At 72.9% G+C, this 25,581-nt stretch carries 26 protein-coding genes; 13 read left to right on the forward strand and 13 right to left on the reverse strand.

The genetic code is table 11. From position 1 onward, the window contains the following. Positions 1 to 33: 33 nt before the first annotated feature. Positions 34 to 441, forward strand: a complete 408-nt coding sequence (locus BMY61_RS04850) for a winged helix-turn-helix domain-containing protein (RefSeq protein WP_052439147.1) — start codon at positions 34 to 36, stop codon at positions 439 to 441. Here the strand turns inward: BMY61_RS04850 and BMY61_RS04855 are convergent. Then, entirely contained in the window at positions 413 to 853 is a 441-nt protein-coding gene (locus BMY61_RS04855; protein ID WP_042454462.1) for an SRPBCC family protein, read from the reverse strand. The two genes, BMY61_RS04850 and BMY61_RS04855, sit on opposite strands and share 29 nt — an antisense overlap. Before the next feature lie 54 nt (positions 854 to 907). Then, on the reverse strand, positions 908 to 1,852 hold the full coding sequence (locus tag BMY61_RS04860; RefSeq protein WP_042454464.1) for a MerR family transcriptional regulator: 945 nt from the start codon (positions 1,850 to 1,852) through the stop codon (positions 908 to 910). A 74-nt stretch (positions 1,853 to 1,926) separates the two neighbouring features. On the opposite strand from BMY61_RS04860, the gene BMY61_RS04865 reads away from it, so the two are divergent. Further along, positions 1,927 to 2,457, forward strand: coding sequence for a GNAT family N-acetyltransferase (locus BMY61_RS04865; protein WP_042454576.1), 531 nt, complete (start codon positions 1,927 to 1,929; stop codon positions 2,455 to 2,457). Positions 2,458 to 2,467: 10 nt separating this feature from the next. Here the strand turns inward: BMY61_RS04865 and BMY61_RS04870 are convergent, their stop codons facing one another. Continuing rightward, positions 2,468 to 2,965: an RDD family protein gene (locus BMY61_RS04870; RefSeq protein ID WP_161791310.1), complete on the reverse strand. Its 498-nt coding sequence runs from the start codon at positions 2,963 to 2,965 to the stop codon at positions 2,468 to 2,470. Positions 2,966 to 3,099: 134 nt separating this feature from the next. Here BMY61_RS04870 and BMY61_RS04875 point away from each other — a divergent pair, with 134 nt between their 5' ends. The 7 genes from BMY61_RS04875 to BMY61_RS04905 all read left to right on the forward strand — a co-directional run bounded on the left by BMY61_RS04875 (position 3,100) and on the right by BMY61_RS04905 (position 8,948). Continuing rightward, positions 3,100 to 3,945: an SAM-dependent methyltransferase gene (locus BMY61_RS04875; protein ID WP_201777620.1), complete on the forward strand. Its 846-nt coding sequence runs from the start codon at positions 3,100 to 3,102 to the stop codon at positions 3,943 to 3,945. 27 nt (positions 3,946 to 3,972) lie between these two features. Further along, positions 3,973 to 4,353, forward strand: a complete 381-nt coding sequence (locus BMY61_RS04880) for a hypothetical protein (protein ID WP_042454467.1) — start codon at positions 3,973 to 3,975, stop codon at positions 4,351 to 4,353. Positions 4,354 to 4,425: 72 nt separating this feature from the next. Further along, entirely contained in the window at positions 4,426 to 5,967 is a 1,542-nt protein-coding gene (locus BMY61_RS04885; RefSeq protein WP_042454473.1) for a dienelactone hydrolase family protein, read from the forward strand. A 110-nt stretch (positions 5,968 to 6,077) separates the two neighbouring features. After that, positions 6,078 to 6,464: a hypothetical protein gene (locus BMY61_RS04890; RefSeq protein WP_042454475.1), complete on the forward strand. Its 387-nt coding sequence runs from the start codon at positions 6,078 to 6,080 to the stop codon at positions 6,462 to 6,464. Between the two features lie 117 nt (positions 6,465 to 6,581). Further along, a complete protein-coding gene (locus BMY61_RS04895; RefSeq protein WP_042454477.1) occupies positions 6,582 to 7,481 on the forward strand; it encodes a YhjD/YihY/BrkB family envelope integrity protein in 900 nt (299 codons plus the stop codon). Between the two features lie 93 nt (positions 7,482 to 7,574). Beyond that, positions 7,575 to 7,982, forward strand: a complete 408-nt coding sequence (locus BMY61_RS04900; RefSeq protein ID WP_042454479.1) for an SHOCT domain-containing protein — start codon at positions 7,575 to 7,577, stop codon at positions 7,980 to 7,982. A gap of 33 nt (positions 7,983 to 8,015) precedes the next feature. Further along, entirely contained in the window at positions 8,016 to 8,948 is a 933-nt protein-coding gene (locus tag BMY61_RS04905; protein WP_042454481.1) for a cation diffusion facilitator family transporter, read from the forward strand. Between the two features lie 64 nt (positions 8,949 to 9,012). On the opposite strand, the gene BMY61_RS45935 is transcribed toward BMY61_RS04905, so the two are convergent. Continuing rightward, positions 9,013 to 9,996, reverse strand: a complete 984-nt coding sequence (locus tag BMY61_RS45935) for a helix-turn-helix domain-containing protein (protein WP_042454483.1) — start codon at positions 9,994 to 9,996, stop codon at positions 9,013 to 9,015. Between the two features lie 71 nt (positions 9,997 to 10,067). Here BMY61_RS45935 and BMY61_RS45940 point away from each other — a divergent pair, with 71 nt between their 5' ends. Together BMY61_RS45940 and BMY61_RS04920 are read left to right on the forward strand one after the other, a co-directional pair. Then, positions 10,068 to 10,370, forward strand: coding sequence for a hypothetical protein (locus tag BMY61_RS45940; RefSeq protein WP_075003756.1), 303 nt, complete (start codon positions 10,068 to 10,070; stop codon positions 10,368 to 10,370). A gap of 169 nt (positions 10,371 to 10,539) precedes the next feature. Beyond that, positions 10,540 to 14,715 carry a PQQ-binding-like beta-propeller repeat protein gene (locus BMY61_RS04920; RefSeq protein ID WP_075003757.1) on the forward strand — a complete coding sequence of 1,392 codons (4,176 nt, stop codon included), beginning with the start codon at positions 10,540 to 10,542 and terminating at the stop codon, positions 14,713 to 14,715. Positions 14,716 to 14,793: 78 nt separating this feature from the next. Here the strand turns inward: BMY61_RS04920 and BMY61_RS04925 are convergent, their stop codons facing one another. From BMY61_RS04925 to BMY61_RS04940, 4 genes are read right to left on the reverse strand one after another with little or no spacing between them, the layout of a single operon-like run. Continuing rightward, entirely contained in the window at positions 14,794 to 15,000 is a 207-nt protein-coding gene (locus tag BMY61_RS04925; protein WP_042454487.1) for a hypothetical protein, read from the reverse strand. Positions 15,001 to 15,037: 37 nt separating this feature from the next. Beyond that, on the reverse strand, positions 15,038 to 15,598 hold the full coding sequence (locus tag BMY61_RS04930; RefSeq protein ID WP_236656465.1) for a phosphatase PAP2 family protein: 561 nt from the start codon (positions 15,596 to 15,598) through the stop codon (positions 15,038 to 15,040). After that, positions 15,595 to 17,046 carry a diacylglycerol/lipid kinase family protein gene (locus BMY61_RS04935; RefSeq protein WP_236656467.1) on the reverse strand — a complete coding sequence of 484 codons (1,452 nt, stop codon included), beginning with the start codon at positions 17,044 to 17,046 and terminating at the stop codon, positions 15,595 to 15,597. The genes BMY61_RS04930 and BMY61_RS04935 overlap by 4 nt, the downstream gene beginning before the upstream one ends. Positions 17,047 to 17,091: 45 nt before the next feature. Further along, the gene (locus BMY61_RS04940) at positions 17,092 to 17,763 is read right to left on the reverse strand and encodes a GAP family protein (RefSeq protein WP_042454491.1); all 672 of its coding nucleotides are present in this window, start codon (positions 17,761 to 17,763) and stop codon (positions 17,092 to 17,094) included. A 237-nt stretch (positions 17,764 to 18,000) separates the two neighbouring features. Here BMY61_RS04940 and BMY61_RS04945 point away from each other — a divergent pair, with 237 nt between their 5' ends. Together BMY61_RS04945 and BMY61_RS04950 are read left to right on the forward strand one after the other, a co-directional pair. Beyond that, entirely contained in the window at positions 18,001 to 18,420 is a 420-nt protein-coding gene (locus BMY61_RS04945; RefSeq protein ID WP_042454493.1) for a DUF7144 family membrane protein, read from the forward strand. Between the two features lie 125 nt (positions 18,421 to 18,545). Next, entirely contained in the window at positions 18,546 to 19,598 is a 1,053-nt protein-coding gene (locus tag BMY61_RS04950; protein WP_236656469.1) for a zinc-binding dehydrogenase, read from the forward strand. On the opposite strand, the gene BMY61_RS04955 is transcribed toward BMY61_RS04950, so the two are convergent. The 5 genes from BMY61_RS04955 to BMY61_RS04975 all read right to left on the reverse strand — a co-directional run bounded on the left by BMY61_RS04955 (position 19,535) and on the right by BMY61_RS04975 (position 25,478). After that, positions 19,535 to 21,316 carry a SulP family inorganic anion transporter gene (locus BMY61_RS04955; protein WP_201777621.1) on the reverse strand — a complete coding sequence of 594 codons (1,782 nt, stop codon included), beginning with the start codon at positions 21,314 to 21,316 and terminating at the stop codon, positions 19,535 to 19,537. The genes BMY61_RS04950 and BMY61_RS04955 overlap by 64 nt on opposite strands. A 488-nt stretch (positions 21,317 to 21,804) precedes the next feature. After that, positions 21,805 to 22,155: an SHOCT domain-containing protein gene (locus BMY61_RS04960; RefSeq protein WP_201777622.1), complete on the reverse strand. Its 351-nt coding sequence runs from the start codon at positions 22,153 to 22,155 to the stop codon at positions 21,805 to 21,807. A gap of 3 nt (positions 22,156 to 22,158) precedes the next feature. Further along, positions 22,159 to 22,581 (reverse strand): DUF6325 family protein, encoded by a 423-nt coding sequence (locus tag BMY61_RS04965; RefSeq protein WP_042454497.1) that lies wholly within the window; start codon positions 22,579 to 22,581, stop codon positions 22,159 to 22,161. Positions 22,582 to 22,659: 78 nt separating this feature from the next. Further along, a complete protein-coding gene (locus BMY61_RS04970; RefSeq protein WP_082015387.1) occupies positions 22,660 to 24,210 on the reverse strand; it encodes a DUF2252 domain-containing protein in 1,551 nt (516 codons plus the stop codon). After that, positions 24,210 to 25,478, reverse strand: a complete 1,269-nt coding sequence (locus tag BMY61_RS04975) for a hypothetical protein (RefSeq protein WP_042454498.1) — start codon at positions 25,476 to 25,478, stop codon at positions 24,210 to 24,212. Before BMY61_RS04975 ends, BMY61_RS04970 begins: the two co-directional genes overlap by 1 nt. Positions 25,479 to 25,581: the final 103 nt, after the last annotated feature.

Here is a 25,581-nt window from a genome sequence, read left to right on the forward strand (position 1 = left end):
ACACGCCGTGCCCGGATCGGAAGGAGAGTCCCCATGTCCGTCAGCTACGCCCGTACCCGCGTCCGGCGGCTCCACCCCGCGCTCACTGGTCCGACTGCCCACCTGGTGGTCGGCAGCCTGGTCGTCGACGGCCTGGTCGTCGACGGCCTGGGCCGCATCGCCGTGGTGGACGGTCGTCCGCTCCGGCTGACCCGCCGTGAGTTCGACCTGCTCAGCTACCTGGTGGAGCATCGCCGGTGCGTGTTCACCCGTCGGCAGCTGCTGCGAGCCGTCTGGGAGCAGCCCTCGTCCTTCGGCGACGCCCGCACGGTCGACGTCCACATCGCCCGGCTGCGCACCAAGTTGGGGTCCGCGCACCGGGCCTGTCTGGTGACCGTCCGGGGCGTCGGCTACAAGTACGATCCGGGCTCGGCTACTCGCCCTGCTCCAGCAGGAGTTTGAGCCGGGCCAGGTCCTTGCTGTTGGCCCGCCGCATCGCGGCGGCCATCAACGGCGCGGCGAGCTTCGAGAAGCCGGACGGCTCGCCGCGGTTGCGCAAGGTCATCCGGGTGTGGGCCGCGTCCACGGGTTCCCAGGTGTAGGTGGTCTCCATCGGGAACGGGCCCTGGGCGGTCCGCATGACCATGCGCTCGGGGCCGTACTCCACGACCTCGTAGGTGTAGGCGAGGGTCCGGCCGAGGAATTCGGCCACGAATTCGAGCCTGGTCCCGACGCCCAGCGGCGGATCGGTGCGCCAGGCCACGGAGGCGATGTTCTCGTACCACTCGGGCGCATGGTCGGGGTTCCCGGCATACGCCGCCACCACGTCGCGCGGGCGGGCGATCACGGTCTCGGTCAGCACGTCGACGGACACGGTCAGCTCCTGGGATCCCGGGCTCGTACCCCCGCCCCCTCTCATGGTGCCGGATCACCCGGCAACGGGCACTCCGTCCTCCCCCGCGCCGAGCCGCGCGGCCAGGGCGGAGCTCAGCCAGCTGTGCGCGGCACCGATCGTCGGTTCGGGGCTCAGCTCGCCCGCCCAGCGCCAGTAGCACCGCATCGCCGGGTGCTCGCCGCCCGCCAGCGCCCGGCCCAGCTCCCGCCGGAACACGGGCGTGTCGCGGCGGTCGGCGGAACGCGCGTGGGCGGCGACGAAGCAGTCCACCGCCTCGTCCGAGGCCGTGCCGGGCTCGCGGCCGGCACGCAGGGCGGGCACGCTCAGCTCGTACGCCTCGCGCAGGCCGTCGTAGAGCAGGTCCGGCCGGGGCGGCGCGGGCCGGTGCTCGGCCAGGCAGGCGTCGTCCGCCTGAACCGTCAGCGCGTGCAGCCGCGCGAACGCCAGCACGTGCGCCGCCGTCGGCTCCTCCGGCAGGGTCGGCACCGCCGCGTCGACGACGGCCGTCCGCAGCCGCGCCGCGAGCCGCCCCGGCAGCAGGCGGCGCCAGTACCGCGCCAGCGCGTCCGTGCTCGGCGGCGACCCGAGGACGCCGACCATCCGCACCAGCTCGGTCCGTTGTCCCTCGTCCGCCTCGTGCACCAGCCGCAGCGCGGCCTCCCGCCATCGCAACGCCCGCATCTCGGCGCCCAGCGCCTCCAGCCGCCGCGCGACCAGGTCCCCCAGCAGCCCGGAGTCGGCGCCGTCCTCGTGCTCCGCCATCACCTGCGAGACCTGCGGCAGCGGCACCTCCAGCCCACGCAGCGCCCGGATCGTCCGCAGCCGCTCCAGCGCCTCCGGCGCGTACCGACGATGCCCTCCGCCGCTCCGCTCCGCCTCGGGCAACAGACCCTGCTCGGAGTAGAACCGCACCGCCTTCACGGTCACCCCGGCCCGCTCGGCCAACTCACCGATACTCAACAGCTCACGCGGCGGCACGACACCCTCCCCTCGGGGCAGTACACCCGAGGGTATCCGTCCGGCCGGTGTCGGTCGGCGCCTATCGTGACGTCATGGCATCGATCCCTGCCCCCCGAGTCAGCCTGGAACCCTGGTCCGAGGACGACCTGGACCTGCTCCGCAGAACCAACACGCCCGAGATGACGCAGTATTTGGGCGGCCCGGAGACGGAGGAACAACTCCTCGCGCGGCACCGGCGCTATCTCGACCCGGAGGCGAACGGGTCGATGTTCCGCGTCGTGCTGCTGCCGGTGGGCCAGGTCGTGGGATCGACGGGCTTCTGGGACCACGCGTGGGGCGGCGGGCCGGCCTACGAGACGGGCTACGGGATCGTCCCGGAGTTCCAGGGTCGCGGCCTGGCGGTGGCGGCGACCTTGGCGGTCGCCGACCGGGCCCGGGCCGACGGCCGGCACCGCTTTCTCCACGCCTTCCCCTCCGTCGAGCACGCCGCGTCGAACGCGGTCTGCCGGAAGGCGGGGTTCGAACTCGTCGAGCAGGCCGAGTTCGAGTACCCCAAGGGGCACCTCATCCTCTCGAACGTATGGCGCATGGACCTCTGGGCGCCGGTCAGCGGGAGTCAGTAGCCCGAACGCCTCAGCCGGCTGCCAGGCTCGGAACCGTGGTCACCACGACGGTGCGGGCGATCTTGTCGTGCAGCGTCTGCGAGTTCGGCTTGTCCCAGAGCATCCAGAGGCAGTCGACGAAGACCCAGAACACCCCGACGACGGGCAGCACCGAGGGCAGGTTGAACGCGACCGCACGCAACCACGCCTGCCCTGAGGTCAGTTCGGCACTCGGGTCGAGCGGGACGACGCGGATGTTCAGCGCACGCATCCCGACGGTCCGCCCGTAGCCGGCGACCAACGCCCCGCCGTAGACGATCGACATCGCCTGCCCGAGCACCGTCTGCACGAGCCCCCCGGAGGCCAGCGGTCCCCGACCGACCACCAGAAGTACGAGCATCGGCACCGCAAGAATCACCGCGTCGATGAGACTGGCCCCCAACCGCGCCCCGAAGCCGGCAAGAGTGGTCACCGGCAGGGGAAACCCGGACTGCTCCGGCCCCCGCGCGAACTGCGCATCCTCTGTCACGCGCTGCATCCAAGCACTCGCGCCCCCACCGGGCAAGACACGCCCGACCGCGGCCGTTGATCCACCGGCCTTGCCGCGAGCAGAGGAACTCACGGCCCGCGCTAGGCTCGGAAGGTCTGCGGACTGTCGACGGGGTGGAGGACGACGTGCCGGACTCGGAGCCGTTGGGACCGTTGGGCGCAGGGGATCCGACCGCCCCGCAGTGGATGCCGCCGGAGATCGACCGGACCGTGGCGACGCCGGCGCGCATCTACTCCTACCTGCTGGGCGGCAAGGAGCACTTCGCGGTCGATCGCGCAGCCGTGGAGCAGGCGGCGGAGGCGCTGCCGGTCCGGGACTTCGCCCGGGTCAACCGCGCGTTCCTGACCCGCGCCGTACGGCATCTTGCCGAGGCCGCCCTGGACCAGTTCCTGGACATCGGCGTGGGCCTGCCCGCTCCCGGCAGTACGGCCGAGACCGCCCTGTCGGTACGGCACGACGCGCGCATCGTCGGCGTCGACAACGACCCGATCGTGCTCGCGCATGCGCGCGCTCACGGCGGGGAGGGCGCGACCGTCGTCGCGGGGGACGTCCGTCGGCCCGGGGAGATCCTGCAGAACCCCGAAGTACGCGCCCGGCTGGACTTCGACCGGCCCGTCGCGGTGCTGATCGTCGCGGTGATGCACTTCGTCCCCGACGAGGACGACCCCTACGGCGCGGTGCGGGCCCTGATGGACGCCGTCGCCCCGGGCAGCGTGCTGGTGCTGTCGCAGGTGACCTCCGATCTGGACCCGGACGGGATCCATGCGACGGCCAAGGCGTATGCCCGATCGTCGGTGAGGACCGCCGTACGTAGCCGCGAGCAGATCGCCGCGTTCTTCGACGGCCTCGAGCCGATCGACCCCGGTCCGGTGATGCTGTCCCGGTGGCGGCCGGACGAGCAGGTCCGCGACGGGGACGACCGGATCGGGATGTACGGCGGAGTGGCCGTCAAGCCCTGAGCAACCGCACGGAGGGGAAGGGAAAGAATGATCGTTCTCACACTCAGCGCGTACCGGGAGCACGAGCCGGACCAGCTCGGTCGGACCGCCGGAGGCTGGAAGCCGGGTCTGTCCGACGCGAAGGTCTGGGACAACGCCCGGGGGCGCTGGAGGCTCGGTCCTGAGGCCGACGGGCACCGGTACGTGCTGGTCGTCGCGGGTAGGGCTGCCACCGACAAGCCGCAGGTGGTGCTGGCGGTCGAGATCCACGCCCTGCTGGAGAAGGACCAAGAGGGGCTGCGCGCCATCGAGGGAACGGTCCTGAGCGAGGGACACCCCGTGTTCGACCGCTACCTGGGCCGGCAGTCGCCCGTGCGGGCGTACGGCAGCGGACCCCGGTACTACACGTCGCCGCACATCCCCGGTTGAGCCCACACGACCGAGTCCGAGCACCCCGCAGGACTTGAATCTCCCGCTACGGGAGTTCCTAGCCTGCGGGGCATGGGAAACGATCACGACATCACGGCAGCGTTCGTCCTGGCCTCCGGACCGTTCACCGGGGGGCTGTTGTGGGAGACGGTGAGCGGGAAGCTGCGGGAGGCGGGCGCGGAGGTGCACGCCGCGACGTTGAGCGGCGCGAGTGGGGGTGAGGCTGAGGAAGAGGACGGGGAGGTGGATCTCGAGACCCACATCGCCGAGCTGGTGCAGATGATCGACGCGGTGGAGGCACCGCGCGTGGTGCTCGTCGGGCACGACTACGCGATCCATCCCGTGCTCGGCGCGGTCGAGCGCCGCGTGGAGCGGGTGGCGCGGGTGGTCTACCTGGATGCCGGGATACCGCAGGACGGCGACCGGCCGCTCGCGCTGGTGCGGGATCCGGGGACGCACGCGCTGCTGGCCCAGCGGCCGGACGCGGTCGTGCCGGTGCCCGCGCCCGGGGAGTGGGGACGGTGGGGTGACACCTCCGGCCTGACGCCCGAGGATCTGGAACGGCTGACCGCGCTCTCCGCGCCACTTGCCGGGCGGACGCTGACGCAGCCGCTGCGGCTCGTCGGTGCCGGGGCGGACGTGCCGACGAGCGGGGTGCTGTGCACGGCGGCCGGGGTGACGATCGCCGCCGTGCAGGGGTTGGTGTCGGCCGGGATGCCGCAGTTCCGCTTCCTTGCGGAGCCGGAGGTGGGCTTCTTCGAGCTCGCCACCGGGCACTGGCCGATGCTCTCCTGCCCCGACGAGCTGGCCGCGACGCTGCTGCGGGCCGCCGCGGGCGAGGGCGAACGACTGACCCCGCCCACCGACCTGCCGTTCCACCGGCGTCCCTTCGTGCTGGGCGCCGACGAGGCGCCGGAGGTGCCCGTGGTCCGCGGCAGCCGGGTGGACCTGCACCTGCCCGACGGTGAGGGGCCCCAGCCCGCGGTCGTGTTCGTGCACGGCGGGCCGCTGCCTCGCGAGGGGGTGCCCTCGGCTCGCGAATGGCCCCTCTATCTCGGCTACGCCCGCCACGCCGCCGCCCAGGGCGTGGTCGGCGCGGTGGTCGAGCACCGGCTGCACACGACCGCCGACTACGCGACCGCGGCGGCCGACGTCGCCGAGGCGGTGGCACTGGTGCGCGCCGATCCGCGCGTCGACCCGAGCCGGATCGCGCTCTGGTTCTTCTCCGGCGCGGGCCTGCTGCTGGCGGACGCGTTCACCGCACCCGTCGCGCCCTGGCTGCGTTGCGTCGCCGCGACCTACCCGATCCTGGCCCCGTTGGCCGGCTGGGTCGGCGTCGACCCGCGCTTCCGGCCCGCGGCGGCCCTGCCGGACGTGGCCCCGGCGGAGGGGGACGGGCTGCCGATCGTGCTCACCCGCGCGGGTCTGGAGTCCCCGGAGATCGCGGCGACCGTCACGGAGTTCGTGGCGGCCGCCACGGACTGCGGAGCCACGCTGACGGTCGTCGACGTACCCGCGGGCCGGCACGGCTTCGACGCCCAGGAGCCGACCGGGGAGTCCCGCGCCGCCGTCCGGGAGGCGATGAAAGCGGTGGTGGCGCACCTGCAGGCCTGAGACCGGTCGGTTTTCTCATGGGGTCTTCATGCGCGGGACACAGGGAGGCCCACGCGGGCGGGTATCACGCAGGTATCCACGCAGTTCGCAGGTGAGGGCAGGCGAGGACCATGGGACCGTACGGACCGCTGCGCATCCACGGGGGCGTGAACCACGGCTGGTTCTGGGTGTTCTCGGGGGTGACCATGGTGCTCTTCTGGGTGGTGCTGCTGCTGGTGATCGTGCTGCTCGTCCGGGCCCTGACCGGCCGCTCCCGCTGGGGCGGGCGCTCGGGCACGGGCGGTGGCGCGCGCCTGGCGGCTCCGCCGACCGGCCCGGTGCAAGGCCCGGCGCAGGGCCGGCCCCAGGGCCAGGGACCGAGCCCGATCTCCGCCGAGCAGGTTCTCGACGAACGCCTCGCCCGCGGTGACATCGACGTCGACGACTACCACCGCCGTCTCGCCGCGCTGCGGCAGGGCACCGTCCCGCCGCCCCCGACGACCCCACCATCGGTGTAGAGCACACCCGAACGGAGCAACAGCGGGTGATCCCCCCGCTCCGGGCCGGACAGGATGGCAGAGCCAGTCGTTCCGGAGCGGGGAGGGTGAGTGTCCACTGCCGAGGGGCCGCGGGGGATGCGAGCGAAGGTCGAGGCACTGAGGGCTGCCGCGCTGGCTCGGTTCGAGACGATGCAGGAGCGGTGGCCGGTCATCGGGGCGCTGCTGGTGCGGATCCTCAACGTGGGCCTGATGGACGCGGCGACGCGGCTCGCCGCGCAGCTGTTCCTGACCACCGTCCCGCTCTTCTTCGCGCTCGGGGCGTTCGCCCCCGACAGTGTCAGGCAGCGGATGATGTCCTCGCTGCGGACGACGTTCGGACTGAGCGGCGACACGGCCAAGCAGGTGCAGAGCGTCGTGCAGGCCAGTAACAGCACCGACAGCCTGCACCAGACCGTCGGGATCGTCGGGCTGCTGATGGCGCTGATCTCCGCGACCAGCTGCAGCCGGGTACTGGCGCGCGTCTGCGCGGACGCCTGGGAGCTGAAGAAGGCCGCCGGTCGGCCGGCGGTATGGCGGTGGCTGATGTGGATCGTCTGCCTGGTGGGGTTCCTGCTGGTCCAGGGGGCGGTCCGGCAGGGGTTCGGCGCGGGGCTGTGGCTCGGGGCGCCGTTGACGTTCCTGACCAGCGTGCTGCTGTGGTGGTGGACGCAGCACCTGCTGCTGGTGCGCCGGGTCGCCTGGCTGCCGCTGCTGCCCGGCGCGGTGCTGTCGGCGGTCGCGACGAGCGCGCTGGGGCTCACCGCGAAGATCTACATGCCGACCGCGCTCAACCGCACGCTGGAGCAGTACGGCTCCTTCGGGCTGGTGCTGACCGCGCTCTCCTGGTTGATCGTGCTGTCGGCGGCGATCGTCTTCGGCATCACCCTGGGCGCCGTGCTGGCCCAGCACCCTCCGCTCCGGTCGCTGCTGGGCACGCCCGTGCCGGAGACGGAGAAGGCGGCGCCCGCCGGTGGTACCGCTGCGCCGACGGGGTGACACCCTCCGCATGCGGCCAATCAAATGTCCTGGTATGTCTGATTCTCAGCGCGTGCACGGCGAGGTGCGCCGCGCACCGACGAGGAGGGACCCATGTCCAACTATCCGATGCTCAATGTGTTCTGGACGATGCTGGAGTTCTTTCTCTGGATCCTCTGGTTCTTCCTGCTCTTCAAGATCCTCACGGACATCTTCCGCAACCACGACATGAGCGGCGGGATCAAGGCCCTGTGGATCATCTTCGTGATCCTGCTGCCGTTCCTGGGCGTGCTGGTCTACGTCATCGTCAACGGCAGGGGCATGAGCCAGCGTGACGTCCAGCAGGCCCAGCAGGCCGACGCCGCGTTCAAGAAGTACGTTCGTGAGGCGGCGAGCGACAGCGGCGGGTCCGGCGGCGGCGCCAGCCACGTGGAGGAGCTGGCCAAGCTCGCCGACCTGCGCAACAGCGGCGCGCTGACGGACGAGGAGTACCAGAAGGCGAAGGACAAGCTGCTCGCCTGAGTCGCCCCGAGCCGTACCGGGAGGGGAACCCGCTTGGCCAACGAGGAGAGCGTCGGCACGGTGCTCGTCGCCGGAGCCGCCAACCTGGGCATCGCCGCCGCCAAGGCGGTCGCCGGGGTGGTCAGCGGCTCGAGCGCGATGCTGTCCGAGGCCGCCCACTCCTTCGCGGACACCGTCACCGAGGCGCTGCTCTTCACCGCGCTGCGGCGCGGCGACCGCGCGGCCGACGCCCGGCATCCGCTGGGCTACGGCCGCGCGGTCTACGTGTGGGCGCTGCTGGCCTCGGTGGCCACCTTCGTCGGCGGCGCGGTCTTCTCCGTCACCGACGGCATCCACACCCTCGTGCACGGCGAGAAGCCCGGCGACCCGCTGGTCTCCTACGTGGTGCTGGCGGTCTCCTTCGTGCTGGAGGGCGTCTCGTTGCTGCGGGGTCTGCGTCAGACGCGTGGCGAGGCGCAGCGGTACCACGTGCCCGTGCTGCGCTACCTGAGGCGCACCCCCGACACGACGGTCAAGGCGGTGGTGTTCGAGGACGCGGCAGCGCTGGTCGGTCTGATCCTCGCGGCGGGCGGCCTGCTGGGCGGTCAACTCACCGGATCCGGCGTGTGGGACGGCATCGCCTCCCTCGCGATCGGCGTGCTGCTGACGCTGGTCGCCTTCGAACTCGGACGCAGCAACGGCTCGATGCTGATCGGTCAGTCCCTGCCGGAGCGGATGCGGCTGCAACTGGTCCGCGAGCTGGAGGAGATGCGGGACGTCGAGGCGGTCGTGGACCTGGCCGCGGTCATGCAGGGGCCGCAGGAGGTGCTGGTCGCCGCCAAGGTCGACTTCCGTGACGCAGCCACGGCCGCGCGGATCGAGGCACTGTGCGACGAGGCCGAACGGCGGCTCAAGGCCCGGCACCCCCGGATCGCCCGGGTCTACCTCGACCCGACTCCCTCCGTCACCGACGAAGCCCTCTCGTAGAGCAGTCGGGCACCAGGGCCGGCCGGGGGTCAGAGCGGGCCGGGGGTCAGAGCGGGCCGTGGGGTCAGAGCCAGCCGCGGCGGATGGCCTGGGCGCCGGCCTGGAAGCGGCTGGTCGCGCCGAGCCGGGTGAGCAGGTCCGTGATCCTGCGCCGCAGCGTCCGCTCGCTGATCCCCAGCTGACGGGCGATCGCCTCGTCCTTGAGGCCCGCGTGCAGCAGGTGCAGCAGGGTGAGCTCAGCCTCGGTCAGGTCCGGATGGATGTCGGGATGGGCGTCGCGGGCCTCGGCCGAGAAGACCGGGGTCGCCTGGAGCCAGCTCGCCTCGAAGAGCTCCACGAGCGCGTCGCACAGCCGGGACCGGTGCACCAGCGCGGCCAGGCTGCGCGTCCCGCTGCTGCTCGCGCTGAGTGGGATCACCGCGTCGCGCCCGTCCACCACGACCATCTTCAGCGGCACCCGCGGCACCACCCGCGACCGTTCGCCCGCCAGCACCAGTCCGCGCAGCAGCTCGGCCCGTTCCGGGATGGCCAGCACCTCGCTCGCGTAGACGGCCCGGACCCCCACCCCGCGCGCCAGCAGCTCCCTCTCGTCGCGGGCGGCGGCCGCGTCCGGGGTGACGTAGGGCGGCGCGTCGAAGGCCAGAACCTCCTGCTTCGCCCCCGCCAGCAGCTCGGTGACGCGCGCGGCGATCGCGGCCGGGCCCTCGACGATCTCCACCAGGCGCAGCGGGTCGCTGCGCAACATCCGCTCGTGGTACTCCGCGGCGTAGGTCTCCACGGAGGCGGCCGTGCGCTCCAGCTCCAGCCGCTTGGCATGGATGAGCGTCGCCAGTCCGGTGCGCGGATCCACGGCGTGGTAGCGGCCGGGCCGTCCCGCCTCGGCGAAGGCGAGGCCGAGGGCCACCAGCGTCTCGAGCGACCGCCGCACCCTGGTCTCCCCGATCCCGCCGAGCAGCGCGGCAAGCTCGGCGAGGGTCGCGGGCGAGTGCGCGACGAGGCGCCGGTAGGTCTCCTCGGTGGGCTCGTCCAGCCCGACGGACTCCAACACGGTGCTCCGCTCCTCGCCCGGAAGTGAAATGCGTTGGGGCGTGATCCTAGGCTGCAGCCACGGTGCCGGACATGGCAGGGCTCCGGGTGACGGTCTGTCTGCCCGCGTCGGCGAGTGGCGACGCGGCGACGGTGGAGAAGGCGATCGCGGCGGCGACGGCACCGTTCGACATGAACGGCGACAATCCGGTCGATCGGACCCCACGACGGCGGCACGCCGCGTCCCAGCGTCCCGGCGTGTGCGCGGGCGGCCCGCGCGGACTGCTCGACCTCGCGCACCTCCCCCCGGAACCGGACCTCGGCGTGGACACGGACGCCTGTCCGGCCTCCCTCCCGCCCGACACGCTGCTGGTCCGCCTCCACTGCCACGGGTAGCGCCCCGGCGGTCCGGACCCGGTCCTGTGGCCGGGACCGGCAGATGGCCGGATGCGGACAGGGACACGGTCTCCCCTCGGCGTGGTGATCGCTGGGAGAGTGCAACAACCTTCGCGGCGCCAGCCGCCGTTGCACCGTCCCCCGAGCCAACCGAACAGGATGTGACGGGTTGTCCCAGAGATTCCGACACGGCATCCGAGCAGGCGCCGTCGGCGCCGTGCTCGCGGTGGCCGCAGGACTGCTGAGCGGTCCCGCCGTCGCCGCCCCGGCCACCCCGAGCGGCGCGCACCGCGCGCCGGTGCGGTTGACCGCCACCGCGCTCGCGCGGCTCAGCGCGCGGTACCAGAACCGGATCGACGGCACCGCGGCCCAGGTCGCCGCGGAGGAGGGCCCGGCCGCCGCCGCGCCCACCGCCGCCGCGCCGAAGACCTCCGCTGCGACGCATGCGGCCGCCCGCACCCCCGCGGGCACCACCGCCGCGCCCGGCTTCCAGCAGACCGGCCAGTGGGAGACCGCGCGCGGCTTCGCCGAGACGACGACGCTGCCGGGCACCAAGGACTGGATCGGCGTCTTCTCCGGCGGCACCGTCGGCCGCTACGACGCGCACGGTGACGCGGTGTGGAACCGCCCGGCGACCTCCCTGGTCAAGGACTGGCAGGTGACGCCGGACAACTGGTACCAGCCGTACCCGTACACGCCCAACCTCTACGTCGGCTACAACCCGTACGAGATGTCGACCACCGGCACCCACCCCTACGTGACGGGCGACTTCACCGGCCACGGCGTGAACGACGTGGCCGTCGCCTACGCCGTCGGCGACTCCCCCGCGCGCCCCTTCACCTCCCCGGGCTCGCAGCTGAACTACGGCACCTTCCTCACCGTGCTCGACGGCCGCACCGGACGGACGGTGTGGAGCAAGCTGGTGCCGGGCTTCGTCGGCACCATGCTGGTGCAGCACGGGCGCTTGGTCGTCGCCGAGACCACCGGGCCGCAGTGGGGCGTGGACCCCGTCGCCGAACAGGGCGACAGCCGCTCCAACCTGACCGCCTACAGCTTCTCCCCCGCCGCCGACGGCAAGCTCAGCGCCACGGCGGCGTGGAGCTACAACACCCACGCGCCGTGGGCCGAGTGGGGCGACCTGATATCCCTCGGCGGCGACAAGATCGCCGCCTCCTGGTCGGACACCCCCCTCGGGCTGGGCAACCCGCGTCCGGCGGACGGGAACGTCGTGGTGCTCGACGGCCGCGACGGCACGCTGACCACGCGCGCCAGGACGCCCGGCTACCCGCGCATGCTGGTGCAGGACCCGACCGGCGACCGGGTCCTGACGGTCGAGCAGAACGACCCGTTCGACGCCGTGCGCTGGGACCTGACCGCGATCGACGCCCGCACCGGCGCGCGGACGGTTCTTGCCTCGCGCTCCGGCACCGTGCCGGAGGCGTTCCAGGTGCTGCCGCACCACCGCTACGCGGTGGCCGAGTTGGGCATCAACCCGGACCTCTCCGACGGGCAGAGCAGCGTCTCGGTGTGGGACGCGAACGGCAGCACGCTCTGGTCCTACACCACCGCCTCCACCGTCGGCGGTCCCGACGCGCCGACGATGGCGCTGGCCGACAGCGGCGGGGAGCTCGTCGCGTCCGTCTCCGACCCGGCCGCACCGACGGCCGCGCTGCCGGGCGGGCCCGAGCACGTCCAGCTGATCGGCTTCGACCCCGCCTCCGGGCGTCTGGACTGGCGCCGCGAGGGCGCCCTGGCGGGCGACACCCTCACCCGTTACCAGGGCGGGCTGGTGACGACCGGCTACGACGACACCGCCTACCTGCTCGACCCGGGCACCGGCCGCACCTCGGACACCATGCCGCTGGCCGGCGACCCGTTCGCGGCCGCGACCGTGGACGTCAACGGAGACGGCGTGCCGGACCTGGTCGTCGGCGGACAGAGCCGCGGCGTCTGGGCGCTGGACGGACGCACCCTCAAGAAGGCGACCCCGCGCGTGCTGTGGCAGGCGACCGTCGACGGCTCCGTCCACGCCGTCCAGGTACTGACCGGCAAGCACCTCGGCACGGACCTGGTCGTCGCCACCGACGACGGCTTCGCGGTGCTGGACGCCCGCACCGGCGCGGTGCGGCACACCGTGCGGACGGGCGGCTACGTCGCCTCGCTGACCCTCGCCCACGACGCGCACGGCGGCCCGGAGATCGTCGTGCCGGGCGCGAGCCTGACCGCATGGTCGCCGGAGGGCAGGCGGCTGTGGAGCTACCAGCCGGCCGGGACCGCGGGCAAGAGCCTGGTCTTCTCCTCGGTGACCCAGGACGCGACCGGTCACCTGCTGCTGGAGTACGGCGGCACGCAGCCCGACGGTCTCATCACCGCCGTCAGCGACCCCGCGCCGACCGCCGTCAGCCTCGACGCCGCCACCGGCACGCCGCTGTGGTCGGAGACGCCGAACGACCCGGGTGCGGTGGCCGTCGTGCCGACCAGCCCGGCGCTGGCCGACCCGAACATCCCGGCGGCCTCCGGACACGGCGTCGCCTTCGCCTTCACCGGCCTGCTCAGCAACGGCACCCACCTGGTCCAGCTGCTCGACGACCGCACCGGCGCGGTGGTCACGACGCACGAGAGCAGCGGCGCCTACTCCTTCCTCGGCTTCGCCGCCTCGAAGGCGGACGGGCTGGTCGAGCAGCGCACCTTCGACCAGACGGTCTACCCGGCGGACGGCTCCGCGCCGTACGAGCTGGCGACCTTCCTCGGCTTCCACTCCGGCGTCTTCGCGCGGTCGGCGGGCGGGACCGCCGCCTACGTCGGCGCGTACACCGGCCTGTTCTCCTACGACACGCCCTTCCCGCAGAGCGGGGACTTCGTCCGCGAGAGCGCCACGGACTTCGCGCTCGGCGCGAGCCAGGTGCAGACGGCGCAGCTGGGCGACGGTCCGGCGACGGACGTGCTGGGCCTGTCGATCGACTGGCGCGCCCTGGGCATCTCGCTCCAGGCGATCGGCACCGACGCCTTCGAGCCCGACTCCTACCCGCACGGTCTGACCACCTACCGCCTCTGCGACGGCTGCCCGTCACAGATCCCGACCCCGCCGGGCAGCAACGCGTCGGCTCAGCCGGCAGCCTGGGCGGCCGCCCAGCAGTCCACGGGCTTCGGCGCCGGTACCGGCTCCCGCAGCAGCGCGGCGGCGCTGGTCGACCCGGGCCTGCCGGTCGGCACGGTGCAGACCCCGATCGTGGTGAACTCCAGCCGGGCCACCGCCCACGTCCAGGCGCACGGCACCGCCAACACCACGGAGACCACCCGCGGTTACACCCCGCAGCAGATCCAGGCGCGGCTCGGCCTCAAGGGTGACGGCACCGGTCAGACCGTCGCGATCGTCGACGCCTACGACTACCCGACCGCCGGGGCGGACCTGAACCACTTCGCCGCCCACTTCGGCCTGCCGCAGACCTGCGACAGCGTCACGGCGGGCACGGACTGCTTCACCTTCCAGCAGGTCTACGCGGACGGCACCCGGCCGGCCGGAAACACCGGCTGGAACGAGGAGGCCGCACTCGACATCGAGTGGGCCCACTCGGTCGCCCCGCACGCCACGATCGTCCTGGTCGAGGCGAACGACCCGACGATGGCGGCGCTCTCCCGGGCCGACGACGCAGCCGCCGCGCTGCACCCGGCGGCGGTCAGCAACAGCTGGGGTTCGCAGGAGTTCTCGGAGGAGTCGTTCTACGACGGCCACTGCAAGCTCGCCGACTCGGTCTGCGTGCAGTCCACCGGCGACAACGGCTACCCGTCGGGCTACTCGGCCACCAACCCGTACGTGCTGGCGATCGGCGGCACCAGCCTCCAGCTGGACGCCAACGGTGCCACGCTGAGCGAGACGGCCTGGTCGGGCACGGGCGGCGGCCTCAGCTACTTCGAGCCGCGTCCGGCCTACCAGGACGGCGTCCAGTCGTCCCCGCTGCGGGCGACGCCGGACGTCAGCTTCGTCGCCGACCCTCGCACGGGCGTGCCGGTCTACCTCACCATCGCCACGATGAGCGGCGGCCGCTCCCTGTGGCTGGAGGTCGGCGGCACCAGCCTCGCCGCGCCGATCTGGGGCGCGATCACGGCCTCCGCCGACCAGCTCCGGGCGGCGGCCGGCCTGCCCCATCTGGCCTCGGCCGGTCCGGCGGGCGACACCGCCCACGCGGCGGTCTACGGCCTCGGCAGCGGCTATCTGCGCGACATCACCTCGGGCTCCAACGGCCTGTGCGGTGCGGAGTGCACGGCCGGCCCCGGCTACGACACCGTCTCCGGCCTCGGCTCCCCGACGGCGGGCGTCGACGCGGCGCTGGCGGGAGCGAAGTAACCCTGTCCCTGTCCATGCCCAAGGGAGCGTGAGGGCGCGGGGCTCCGCCGACTCCGGCGGAGCCCCGCGCTCTTCGCGTCACCCGCTCGTGCTCCGGTTGCCGAGCAGCTCCGCGACGCGCGCGTCGACCTGGGCGCGGTCGTAGCCGCGCCAGGCGACGTCGAACGCCGGCGCGGGGACGGCCGCGTCCGTCTGGGACAGGGCGCGGAGGTAGCGGTCGACCTGGGTGCGCTCGTATCCCCGCCGTACCACGTCGAAGCCGCGGAACTCTGACGATGTCACCATGGTGCCTCCCCCTTCTCGTCGGACCGCTGACGATAGCTCAGCCGACGCGACCTGCCCCCACCTTCCGGCCCACGGCCAGCACGGCCATGCCGCAGCTGCTGCCGAGGAGTGCGCCCGCCACGACGTCGCCGGGATAGTGGACCCCGGTGTGGACCCGGGAGTAGCCGACCGCGCAGGCCAGCAGCCCCAGCGGGGCCGCCGCGACGGGAAGGACCGCACCGACCACCGTCGCGAGGGCGAAGGCCGAGGCGGTGTGACCGGAGGGGAAGGACGCCGAGGTGGGCATGGGGACATGGCGGTCCACGTGCACCTGGGCCGCCTCCCGGTCCGGCCGGGGACGGCGGACGAGCTGCTTGCCGAGCAGGTTCGCACTGAAGGACGCCACACCGACCGCCGCCGCGCCCAGCAGGCCCGCCCGCCGACAGCGGCCAGGGACCAGTGCCAGGGCCGCGGCGACGGACAGGTTGATCTTCGAGTGGTTGGCGGCGTGCGAGAGCCGGCGCAGGCCGGCGTCGAGTGCGGGGGTGTCCGTGGCCGCCACGGCGGCGTAGAGGGCACCGTCGAGGGCCGCGAGGTCGTGCAGCACGCTGTCGTTCACGGGTGGTTCTCCGTACCGGGGAAGGCGAGATGGATGACGTTGCGCCAGTCGAGTCGGCGGGCGGCGCGGTCCTGCTGGAAGGCGGCGTCCGCGCCGGGACGGTGGCGCGGGACACGGACCCGTAGGGCGTGCACGGCGAGCGAGCAGACCACCGGCGTCGGCAGGGTCAGCGCCTCTCCGTCCACCGCGACGGGGATCTCGGACACGTCCGCGTGCACGGTGACCTGACGTGCCGACAGCACCGTCAGCCCCGAGGCCCGGGCACCGAACAGGGCCAGCTCCGCGGCCTGGGTGGGGCCGTCGACACGGATGCCGAGGACGCCCAGCACGCCGCGGTCCAGGCGCGGACGGCGCCCCAGGTTGATCGGATCGGGCGCGGCATAGGGGTTGTTGCTGACCAGCAGCGCCTGCGGCGCCTCCAGGCGGTGCTCACCGGCGTGCGCGGACAGTCGGGGGCCGTCGGTGCCGAGCAGCAGGTCGGGCAGCGCGTCCAGCGCCGTGGCGGTCTTGGCGTCACGGTACTGCGGGCTCTGCACGATCTGCGCGTAGGCGCCGAAGGAGACGGTGTTGACGAAGGTCCGGTCCCCGACCCGGCCCAGGTCGACGGTCAGCTCGACCCCGTCGCGCAGGGCGTCCAGGCAGGTGGCGGGGTCGTTGCGGTCCAGGCCGAGGTCCATCGCGAAGTGGTTGCGGGTTCCGGCGGAGATGACCAGGAACGGCAGACCGTGCTCGGCGGCCACCGCGGCCACCAGCGCCTGGGTACCGTCGCCGCCCGCGACGCCGAGCAGGTCGGCGCCCTCGGCGACGGCCCGGCGGGCGAGCCCCGCCACGTCCTGAGGCACGGAGGTGTCCAGCAGCACCACCCGGGCGCCCAGTTCCTCGGCACGTCGCACCAGGTCGAAGCGCCCGACCTTGCCGCCGCCGGACTTCGGATTCATGATCAGCACCGGTCGGCGCGGCGGCTCGCTCTCGTGGACCGGCATGGGCCGGGGCGGCCGTGCCGCGCGCAGCGAGGCCCGCGCGAAGGCGAGGCCCACGACCCACAGGGCGATCGACACCAGCACCAGCAGCGCCACCTCGGAGCTGACGGCCAGCACGAACACTCCCACCGGTGCCGCCACCGCCGCGACCGCTGCGAAGACGCGCGGCGTGCCACGGTGCGTCAACGCCCACCAGCCGCCGACGGCCGTCACCACCAGGGCCAGCAGCCCGAGGAAGAGCACGAGCAGCCCGTGCAGTCCGGTGAAGGCGAGCGCGACGACGGCCCCGACCGCGCACAGCAACGCGATCCGGGCCAGCTCGCGCGGCCGGTGGTCCAGGCGGCTCGCCGGCAGTGCGCCCGACGCACCGGGCTCCCCCGGCGTCGTCGCCTCCCCCGGCATCGGCGGCGTCTTCGCTTCTTCCGGGCCCGTCGGCTCCCCCGGTGTCATCGACTCACCCTGCGTCATCGGCCCCCCTGTTCCCTGCGGGCCCTCGCATCGGTCCGGGCCCCCTCATCCGCTCAGGCCGCTGAGTGCGTCACCCACGTACTTCGCGCCGAGCACGAGCAGCAGCACGATCATGATGGCGCTGTTGTGGGCCGCCATCCACGTCTTCCACCCGGACAGCACACCCGCGGCGCGTTCCCCGCCGAAGAGGTAGACCGCCAGCGGCACCGTCACGCACAGGGAGGCGATGACGACCATCAGCACCACCCCGAGCGCCTTGCCACCGCCGCTCGCACCGCTCGAGGCGATCGAGACCGCGCCGCCGACCAGCAGGACCAGGTTCTTGGGGTTGGCGACGACGAGCGCGACCGCCAGGCCCGCGGCCTTACCGGGGGTGAACGTGTCGACGGCCTCCATCCACCCGGGCACCGCGGCCTCCTGCCCCGCGCGGGGCCGGCCCTGCCACTGCTCGGCGGCCAGCAGCAGGAACAGCACGCCCAGCCCCAGCTTCAGCCAGTACGTCCAGTCGGCCGGCTCGCCACCGGTCTGCATGCCACCGCCGAAGGCGACGATCAGCGCGGTCACCAGCCCCACCGCGGTCACCCAGCCGAGCGCGAAGGCGCTGCCGTTGCCGCGTCCGCGCGGCGTGGCCAGCATCAGCACCACCGCGATCAGCGGCACCGGGCTGATGGCGATACCGACGGCCGAGGCCAGCATCTGGCCGACTGCGTTGCCCATCCCTGCCCTCCCGACCGCCCGTGCGCACCGGTCCGGGTCCAGGTCCGGCCCGGGCCAGTCCGGTCACCGTAACCGGCGGGCCTGTTGGCGGCGCGCTGGACGGTTCGCGGCAGCGGTGACCGCCCCGAGACTCACCCGATCGGCGGAGCCGGGTCGCCGGTCTGGTCGGTCCGGGTGAAGCTGACTTCCACCCGAACTTCATGATCTTCAACTCGCCGTTCCGACGTGGGAGGAACCATGGCAACGACTACGAGTGACCGCAGAGCCGACGGCAGGGGCAGCGGCTGGGCCGCCGGCGCGGTGGTCTTCGCCGCGTTGATGCTCCTGGTCAGCGGCACGCTCGGCATCCTCGAGGGCGCGTCCGCCGTCGCCAAGGACAAGATCTACGTCACCACGCCGAACTACGTCTACCAGTTCAGCCTCACCAGCTGGGGCTGGATCCACATCGTGCTCGGCATCATCGCCATCGTCGTCGGCGGCGGGCTGCTCGCCGACAAGACCTGGGCGCGCTGGGCCGGCGTCGTGATCGCCTCGCTGAGCCTCATCTCCCAGTTCCTGTGGCTGCCGTACTCGCCGTGGTGGTCGATCATCGTCATGGCCCTCGACGCGTTCGTGATCTGGGGCCTCACCAGCGGCCGTCGCGTCAGCGACCTCTGACGGCCCGACGCCGCCTGAGCCTTCGGCCGGCCAGCGGCCCGCCGCCTCGTGCGGCGGGCCGCTGCGCGTTCCCCGACGGTCCGACGCGCGGCGGACGGCGGACGGCGGACGGCACAATGGCGACCATGGACGACAACGACGCGACGACGATGCGGGCCGTGGTGCTGAGCGGGCCCGGGCCCGTGGAGAACCTGGAGCTGACGCGTCGTCCACGGCCGGAGCCGGCCCCCGGCTGGGTCCGCGTCCGCGTCGAGGCGGCCGGGCTCAACCGCTCCGAGCTGCACACGCGTCTCGGCCTGGCCGAGGGGGTCACCTTTCCCCGCGTCCCCGGCATCGAGGCGACCGGCACCGTCGACCTCGACCCCGATGGCATCCTGGAGCCCGGCCGACAGGTCGTCGCCATGATGGGCGGCATGGGCCGCACCTACGACGGCGGCTACGCCGAGTACACCGTCGTGCCGCGGGCCCAACTGGTGCCCTTCCGCTCGGACCTGCCCTGGGAGACGTTGGGCGCCGTCCCGGAGACCCTGCAGACCGCCTACGGCTCGCTCACCACCGGCCTGGACCTGCGCCCCGGTCAGGCGTTGCTGATCCGCGGCGGCACCTCGGCCCTCGGCTTCGCCGCCACCGCCCTCGCCAAGGAGATCGGCGCCACCGTCCTCGCCACCACCCGCGGCGCCGACCGGCTCGCCGTGCTGAAGGAGCACGGCGTGGACCACCCTCTCGTCGACGACGGCCGGGTGGCGGCCCAGGTCCGCGCCCTGCTGCCGCAGGGCGTCGACGCCGCGCTGGAACTGGTCGGCACCCCCACCCTCCCCGACACGCTGCGGGCCGTCCGCGTCCACGGCACGGTCTGCTTCACCGGCATGCTCTCCAACCAGTGGACGGTGCCGGACTTCTACCCGATCGGCTACCTGCCCTCGGGTGTCCGCCTCACCGCCTACTCCGGCGACGCGGCCGACCTGCCCGCCGAGGTGCTGCAGCGCTTCCTCGACACGATGGCAGCGGGCGGGCTCAGCCTCGGGCCCGTCCACGTCTACCCGCTGGAGCAGGTCCGCGCGGCCCACCGGGACCTGGAGGAGGGCAACCGCGTCGGCAAGCTGGTGCTGCGCACTCAGCCGGCTCCGGATCCCGTCTCCGACCCGGTCTCCGATCCGGCATCGGCCTCGGCGAGGTAGGCCGCGACGGCCGTGGCGACGGTCGGGAAGATCCGCTCCTCGCCCAGCACCTGGGCCAGCCCCGAGCGGCGCAGCACCACCCGCAGCGGATGCTTGGCCCGGGCCAGCGCCAGGACGATGCCCCGCTCGGCCAGTTCGTCGTGCAGGTCGCGCAGCATCTGCACGGCCGTGGAGTCGATGTACGTGACCGCCTCGACGTTGGCCACCAGCCAGCGCACCGGGCCGCCGTTGTCCGGGCGCGCCTCGGTGGCAGCGACGACCTCGCGGACCCGGTCGCGGAACCAGAGCGCGTTCGGGAAGTAGAGCGGCGCGTCGAAGCGGTAGACCACCAGGCCCGGCTCGGTCTGGGCGTCCTCGTGGATCGCGATGTCGTGGTAGCCGTCCACGTCCGGCTGCCGCCCGAGCACCGCGTCGTGCGGCCGGACCGTCCGGTAGACGAAGACGCCGATGGAGAGCCCCACCGCGATCAGCAGCCCCCCGAGCGTGCCGAAGGCGAGCACCGCCAGCATGGTCGCCAGCGCGAGGGCCGCCTCGGAGTCGTGCACGCGGCGCAGCCGCACCATGCCGCTCGCGCTGATCATCCCGACCGCGGAGAGGATCAGCACCACCCCGAGCGCCGCCTTCGGCAGCGGCTTCAGCAGCGGCGTGGCGAACGCCGCGACCAGCAGCGCGATCACGGCCACCGAGATCCCGACCCACTGCGAACGCCCGCCGGACGCGTCGTTGACGGCGGTGCGCGACCCGCTTGAGGAGACCGGCATGCCCTGAGTGAAGGCCGAGACGAGGTTGGCCGCACCGATGCCGGTGAACTCACGTCCCGGCACGATCTCGTACCCGTTGCGGGCGGCGTAGTTGCGGGTGATCGCGATCGCGTCGCCGAAGGAGACCAGCGCCATGCCCGCCGCCGGCAGCATCAGCTGGAACAGGTCCGACAGCGTCACGTGCGGCACCGTCGGCACCGGCAGCCCCCGGCGCACCTCCCCGACGACCGCCACCCCGTGGTCGGAGAGGGAGAGCCCGACGGAGGCGGCGATGGCCACGACCACGACGATCAGTGCGACCGGAGCACGCGGCCACAGCTTCTTCACCACGCCGCCGAGCACGAGCAGGCTCACGGAGAGCGCGAGCGTGGTCAGGCTGGTCCTGGGCAGTCGCATGATCAGGTGCTCGACCGTGTCGAAGAAGTGGTTGCCCGGCACCTTGATCCCGAGCAGCTTTCCCGCCTGCCCCGCGATGATCTGCAGCCCGACACCGTTGAAATAACCGGCGAGCACCGGCTTGGAGAGGAAATCGGCCATGAAGCCGAGCCGCAGCAGCGCGCCGAGCGCGAGATACACCCCCAGCAGCAGGGTCAGCGTCAACGCGAGGTCGCCGTAGTGCTGCAGGGAGCCGGCGGCGAGCGGCGCGAGCGTGGTCGCCGTCAGTGCGGCGGTCGCGCCGTCGGGTCCGACGATCAGCTGCCGCGAGGACCCGAAGAGCGCGTAGGCGAGCAGCGGCAGCATCGTCGCGTACAGGCCGGCCGTGGCCGGCAGCCCCGCGAGATCGGCCATGCCGAGCGAGCTCGGCAGCGCGACGGCAGCCACGGACAACCCCACGACGAGATCCCGCCGACGCGTCCCCTTGTCGGCGGCCCGCAGCTCGGCTGCGCCGGGCAGCCGCTGCCCCCACGACATCCCCCGCACCCCGCGCCACGCGCGGCCGACCGCGTCCGGGATCAAGCCGCCCTCCGTTCAGTGGCGAGTGCTGCAGGGGCGTGCAGCGCTGCTGTCACGCGGCGGCGCCGCAGACCGCCGCAGCCGCCTCCGCCGCGTGGCCGCGAGCAACCAACCCGTGCGGACGGCCCTTCTCCGTGGGGACCATCCACGGGCCGGGTGGGATCCCCGACCGAAGGCCGGGGTGCGACCCGACCGGCCGAAGGCTGCGGCGCGGCCCCGGCGGCCGAAGGCCGGAGCGGGATCCCACCCACCGAAGGCTCGGCAGGTGACCCTCGCCCAACGGCCCGGGTGCGACCCCACCGGCCGAAGGCCGGAGCGGGACCCCACCCACCGAAGGCTCGGCAGGTGACCCTCGCCCAACGGCCCGGGTGCGACCCCACCGACCGAAGGCCGGAGTGCGACCCCACCCACCGAAGGCTCGGCAGGTGACCATTCGGCCGGAGGCCGGGGTGGGGCGCCGGCCCCTGGACGGTGCAACGGGACACCCGTGTTCAGAGGCCCAGCAGTTTGGCCTTGGCCGCCGCGAACTCCTCGGGCGTCAGCAGGCCCTGCTGGGCCAGCTGGCCGAGGCGTGCCAGTTCGTCCGTGACGTTGCCTCCCCCCGCCGCAGGTGCCGGCGCGGGTGCAGGCGTCCGTGGGGGCTGATACGTCGGCTGTGCCTGCTGGACCTGCTGGGCCTGGAGTTCCTGGATGGCCTGGTTCTGGTCCTGCTCCTGCCGCGCGTTGCGCGCCACGTGCTTGCCCGCCGCGTACGCCGCGCCGCCGACCAGCGCTCCGCGCAGCAGCGGGGCGCCGACGGGACGGACGACGGGTCGGAGCATGGGCCTGCGTCGCATGAACATGCCTCAGCTCCTCCCGCCCGCACCTGCGAACGCCGCATGTGCCTCGTCGACCAGGTTCATCGGGATGCCGATCCGCGCGGTGATGGCGCCACCGGCCTCGCGGACGGTCTCCGCCGCCTCCTGCGCCCACAGGTGCTCCACGAGCAGCAGCAGCGCGCACGTGCCCGGGTCCAGGGTCTCGGCGGCCTCCTCGGCGTCCTCCGGACCGATCAGGTTGATCGCGTCCGGCCCGCCGAACGCCTCGCCGAACTCCTCGTAGTCCACCAACTCGGCCGTGCTGACCTCACCTGACGGCGTCTTGAACACCACCAGCGAGTCGATCAGCCGTACCTGCCCGGACGTGCGCACGCTCCCGACGGCGGCCACCGCCGACAGCGGCAGCTCCCCCTTCGGAAAGGCCAGCACCATCAACTCCAACGGACCCATCGCCCGCGCCCCTCTCCCTCTCGTCCTCCTGGCATCCGAACACACGTCCGCCGCCCCCGCATCCGGAGCCCGCGCCGCTCACACGTCGGTGACGGCCTGCACCCGGCCCTGGGCGATCGCCTCCATCAGGGCCTTGTGGTCGCGGTGGGTCTGCTCCCCGTAGCCGACGGCCCAGTCGGCGACCGCGCGGTCGAAGGTGTCGCTGCGGCCGAGGTACTCGGCGATCTCGGCACGCGGGCCGGATCGCGCGTGGGCACGGGCCAGGGTGCGGCCGCAGACCTGCGCATACCGCAGCAGCATCTTGGCGTCGAGCTTCTCGATCTCGACCGCGCCCTTCATGTCACGCAGTTGGCGGAAGTAGAAGAAGCGGCCGGCGGGGCCGGTGGCCCAGCCGAGGAAGATGTCGCTGGCGGCCTGCATGAGCCGCTGCCCGGTGACGACGCGTTCTCCCTGGTGACGGTGGCGGCTCGGGGCGAGGTGCTCGGCGAGGACGGACTGCTCGGCCTCTTTGATCTGCAGCATCAACGGGTCGCCCACGGTCGTCCCGGCCAGCAGCCCGATGAAGCAGCGGGTGCCGACGCTGCCGACACCGACGACCTTCATCGCAGCGTCGACCAGCCGGAAGCGCTGCAGCAGCGCCCGGCGGTCCTCCTGCATGCTGTTCAGGAAGTCCTCGTAGGTCTCCTGGACGATGCCCATGTCGCGGATGCCGATCGGCTGGAGCAGCGGCGGGTCGTGCATGATCCGGGGCTCGCCGTCGGGACCGGGCTCGGTGAGCTTCTCCAGGGCCTGGAGGCTGGTGCGGTTGCGGGCCTTGGTGAGCGTCTGCTCGGCCACGGCACGGTTGCGCTTGCGGACCTCGCCGAGCAGCTCCTCGGTGTCCACCCGCTCGTACCAGACGTCCAGCTCGGTCCATTCGGCCAGCTCGCGCATGTGCTCGCGGTAGCCCTGCGCGGCTGCCTGGGCGGCGCGGCGGGCGGCGCCCTCGGTGTCGCCGTTCTGCCGCGCGGCGACCGCGACGGACGCCGCGAGCCGCTTGACGTCCCACTCGAACGGACCGGGCAGGGTCTCGTCGAAGTCGTTCAGGTCGAACAGCAGCGCTCGCTCGGGTGAGGCGTAGAAGCCGAAGTTCGACAGGTGCGCGTCGCCGCAGAGCTGCACGGTGATCCCGGTGTTCGCCGTGGAGGCCAGATCGGCCGCCATGATCGCGGGGCCACCCCGGAGGAACGCGAACTCCGTGGCTGCCATCCGTCCGTAGCGGATCGGCACCAGCTCCGGCACCCGGCTGGCGGCCTGGGCCTCCAGGATGGAGATCGGGTCGAACCGGTCCTTCGGCGGCGACCAGCCTCCCTGCGAGGAGCGCGGCACCAGCTTGCGGGCCTCCCGGCCCCGCGCCTCCTCCGCCACCCGCTCGGCCGCTGCCGGGCCGGACCTCACCGGCGTGGGCTTCACCGGTGCGGACTTGGCCGCCCCGGACTTGGCCGCCCCGGACTTGGCGGCGGACGTCGGCGCCGCCTTCGAGGTGGACTTGTGCGTCGCCTTGTGGGCCGGCTTGTGGGCCGGCTTCTGGGCGGCCTGGCCCGACCGCTTCTGCTGTGCCTTGTGTGCGGATTGGGAACCTGTCGCCATCACGATCCCTCCAGAGCCTGCGGTGTCGCCGACGGCGGCGCTTCCTCGTCCAGGAAGCGCACCACCGCCAGCACGAACAGCACGATCACGACCAGCCAGAAGACCACCCACCCCGTCGGGTAGGACCACAGCGCCATGGTCAGCGCGCCAGCGCCGAGCACGATCCAGGTGATCCACCGGCGGTAGCGGTGGACGAACGGCCCGACCGGCCCGAGCTTCAGACCGGCGTTCTCCAGCGCACCCCGGGTCGCGTCGATCCCGGCGGTGAAGACGCCGCTGATCCGCGCCGCTCTGGTGCCGTTACCGGTGAGCCAGAAGCCCAGGCCGACGGCCACGCCGAGGACGACGACCGAGCGGACGGCGGTGCGCAGGAACAGCACCAGCTGGTCGTAGATGGCCTTGGCGGCGTCCTGGTTGACGTCGGCGGGGAGCTTGTCGAGGTAGATCACCCTGAAGATGCTCAAGCCGATGCCCAGCACCAGCGCCCCGGCGGCGATCCCGAAGGCCGCCGCGACCGCCGCACGCCGCCACCGCCGGGCCAGCCACACGCCCGCGACCGCCAGCAGCACACCGATGACGGGCAGCCAGTTGCCGACGACCTGCAGCAGCCGGAAACCGGTCTTGGCCTTACCGATGTTCTGCGCGTCCACGACGGTGAAGTTCGTGTGGATCTCGGGGATCTTGCCGGCGATCGTCATGCCGTTGGAGACCAGCCGCTGCTTCACCTGGTCGATCACCGGCGCCAGGTCGATGACCACGGAGTTCTGCGTCAGCTGCACCGCGCCGCCGCCCTGGCCGGTCAGCGCCTTGACCACGGTCGCGTGGATGCGCCGGTTCGCGTCCTGCCAGAACGACTGGAACCAGGAGCTGGCGACCACCGTCTGCGTCTGCTTCTGCACGAAGCTGGTGATCGCGTTGTCGATCGGCCCGCTCAGCTTGCCCAGCGCCGCGTCCAGGCGCGGCCGATCCGTCGGCGCGACCTGCTGCAGCAGGCTGTTCACGTCGATGTGCTGGGAGACCGCCTGCGCGGTGCGATTGGCGATCGCGGCCTGCACGTCGGGGTTCGCGGGCAGCGGGCCGACCATGGCGACGTAGCGGTTGGTGTCGCCGATGATGCTCGACGCCCAGGACGACACGATCGACAGTGGCGCCAGGATGCAGGCGACGGTGATCAGGACCGCGGACAACGCGGACTTCCAGCGCTGCTTCGGCGCTTGCAGCTCGGCGACCTGGGCCCGCAGTCGCCGCAGCTCCGCCTCGTCCGACATGCCTGCCCCTTCCGGCCGACCGACCCAGCAGACGCAGGGCCGGTTCGACCAGTCAACGGCAGGCGATCGCCGACCGCGAACGGAAGACCTCCGTTCGGGCAGA

Source organism: Streptacidiphilus jiangxiensis (assembly GCF_900109465.1).
GTDB lineage: Bacteria > Actinomycetota > Actinomycetes > Streptomycetales > Streptomycetaceae > Streptacidiphilus > Streptacidiphilus jiangxiensis.

Bases quoted from the DNA above. Each gene is read 5' to 3' on its own strand.
- BMY61_RS04885 (WP_042454473.1), top strand. From the start codon at position 4,426: ATGGGAAACGATCACGACATCACGGCAGCGTTCGTCCTGGCCTCCGGA.
- BMY61_RS04850 (WP_052439147.1), top strand. From the start codon at position 34: ATGTCCGTCAGCTACGCCCGTACCCGCGTCCGGCGGCTCCACCCCGCG.
- BMY61_RS04925 (WP_042454487.1), bottom strand. From the start codon at position 15,000: ATGGTGACATCGTCAGAGTTCCGCGGCTTCGACGTGGTACGGCGGGGA.
- BMY61_RS04970 (WP_082015387.1), bottom strand. From the start codon at position 24,210: ATGGCGACAGGTTCCCAATCCGCACACAAGGCACAGCAGAAGCGGTCG.
- BMY61_RS04900 (WP_042454479.1), top strand. From the start codon at position 7,575: ATGTCCAACTATCCGATGCTCAATGTGTTCTGGACGATGCTGGAGTTC.
- BMY61_RS45940 (WP_075003756.1), top strand. From the start codon at position 10,068: ATGGCAGGGCTCCGGGTGACGGTCTGTCTGCCCGCGTCGGCGAGTGGC.
- BMY61_RS04945 (WP_042454493.1), top strand. From the start codon at position 18,001: ATGGCAACGACTACGAGTGACCGCAGAGCCGACGGCAGGGGCAGCGGC.
- BMY61_RS04940 (WP_042454491.1), bottom strand. From the start codon at position 17,763: ATGGGCAACGCAGTCGGCCAGATGCTGGCCTCGGCCGTCGGTATCGCC.
- BMY61_RS04950 (WP_236656469.1), top strand. From the start codon at position 18,546: ATGGACGACAACGACGCGACGACGATGCGGGCCGTGGTGCTGAGCGGG.
- BMY61_RS04960 (WP_201777622.1), bottom strand. From the start codon at position 22,155: ATGTTCATGCGACGCAGGCCCATGCTCCGACCCGTCGTCCGTCCCGTC.
- BMY61_RS04895 (WP_042454477.1), top strand. From the start codon at position 6,582: ATGCGAGCGAAGGTCGAGGCACTGAGGGCTGCCGCGCTGGCTCGGTTC.
- BMY61_RS04965 (WP_042454497.1), bottom strand. From the start codon at position 22,581: ATGGGTCCGTTGGAGTTGATGGTGCTGGCCTTTCCGAAGGGGGAGCTG.
- BMY61_RS04880 (WP_042454467.1), top strand. From the start codon at position 3,973: ATGATCGTTCTCACACTCAGCGCGTACCGGGAGCACGAGCCGGACCAG.
- BMY61_RS04935 (WP_236656467.1), bottom strand. From the start codon at position 17,046: ATGACGCAGGGTGAGTCGATGACACCGGGGGAGCCGACGGGCCCGGAA.
- BMY61_RS04975 (WP_042454498.1), bottom strand. From the start codon at position 25,478: ATGTCGGACGAGGCGGAGCTGCGGCGACTGCGGGCCCAGGTCGCCGAG.
- BMY61_RS04890 (WP_042454475.1), top strand. From the start codon at position 6,078: ATGGGACCGTACGGACCGCTGCGCATCCACGGGGGCGTGAACCACGGC.
- BMY61_RS04865 (WP_042454576.1), top strand. From the start codon at position 1,927: ATGGCATCGATCCCTGCCCCCCGAGTCAGCCTGGAACCCTGGTCCGAG.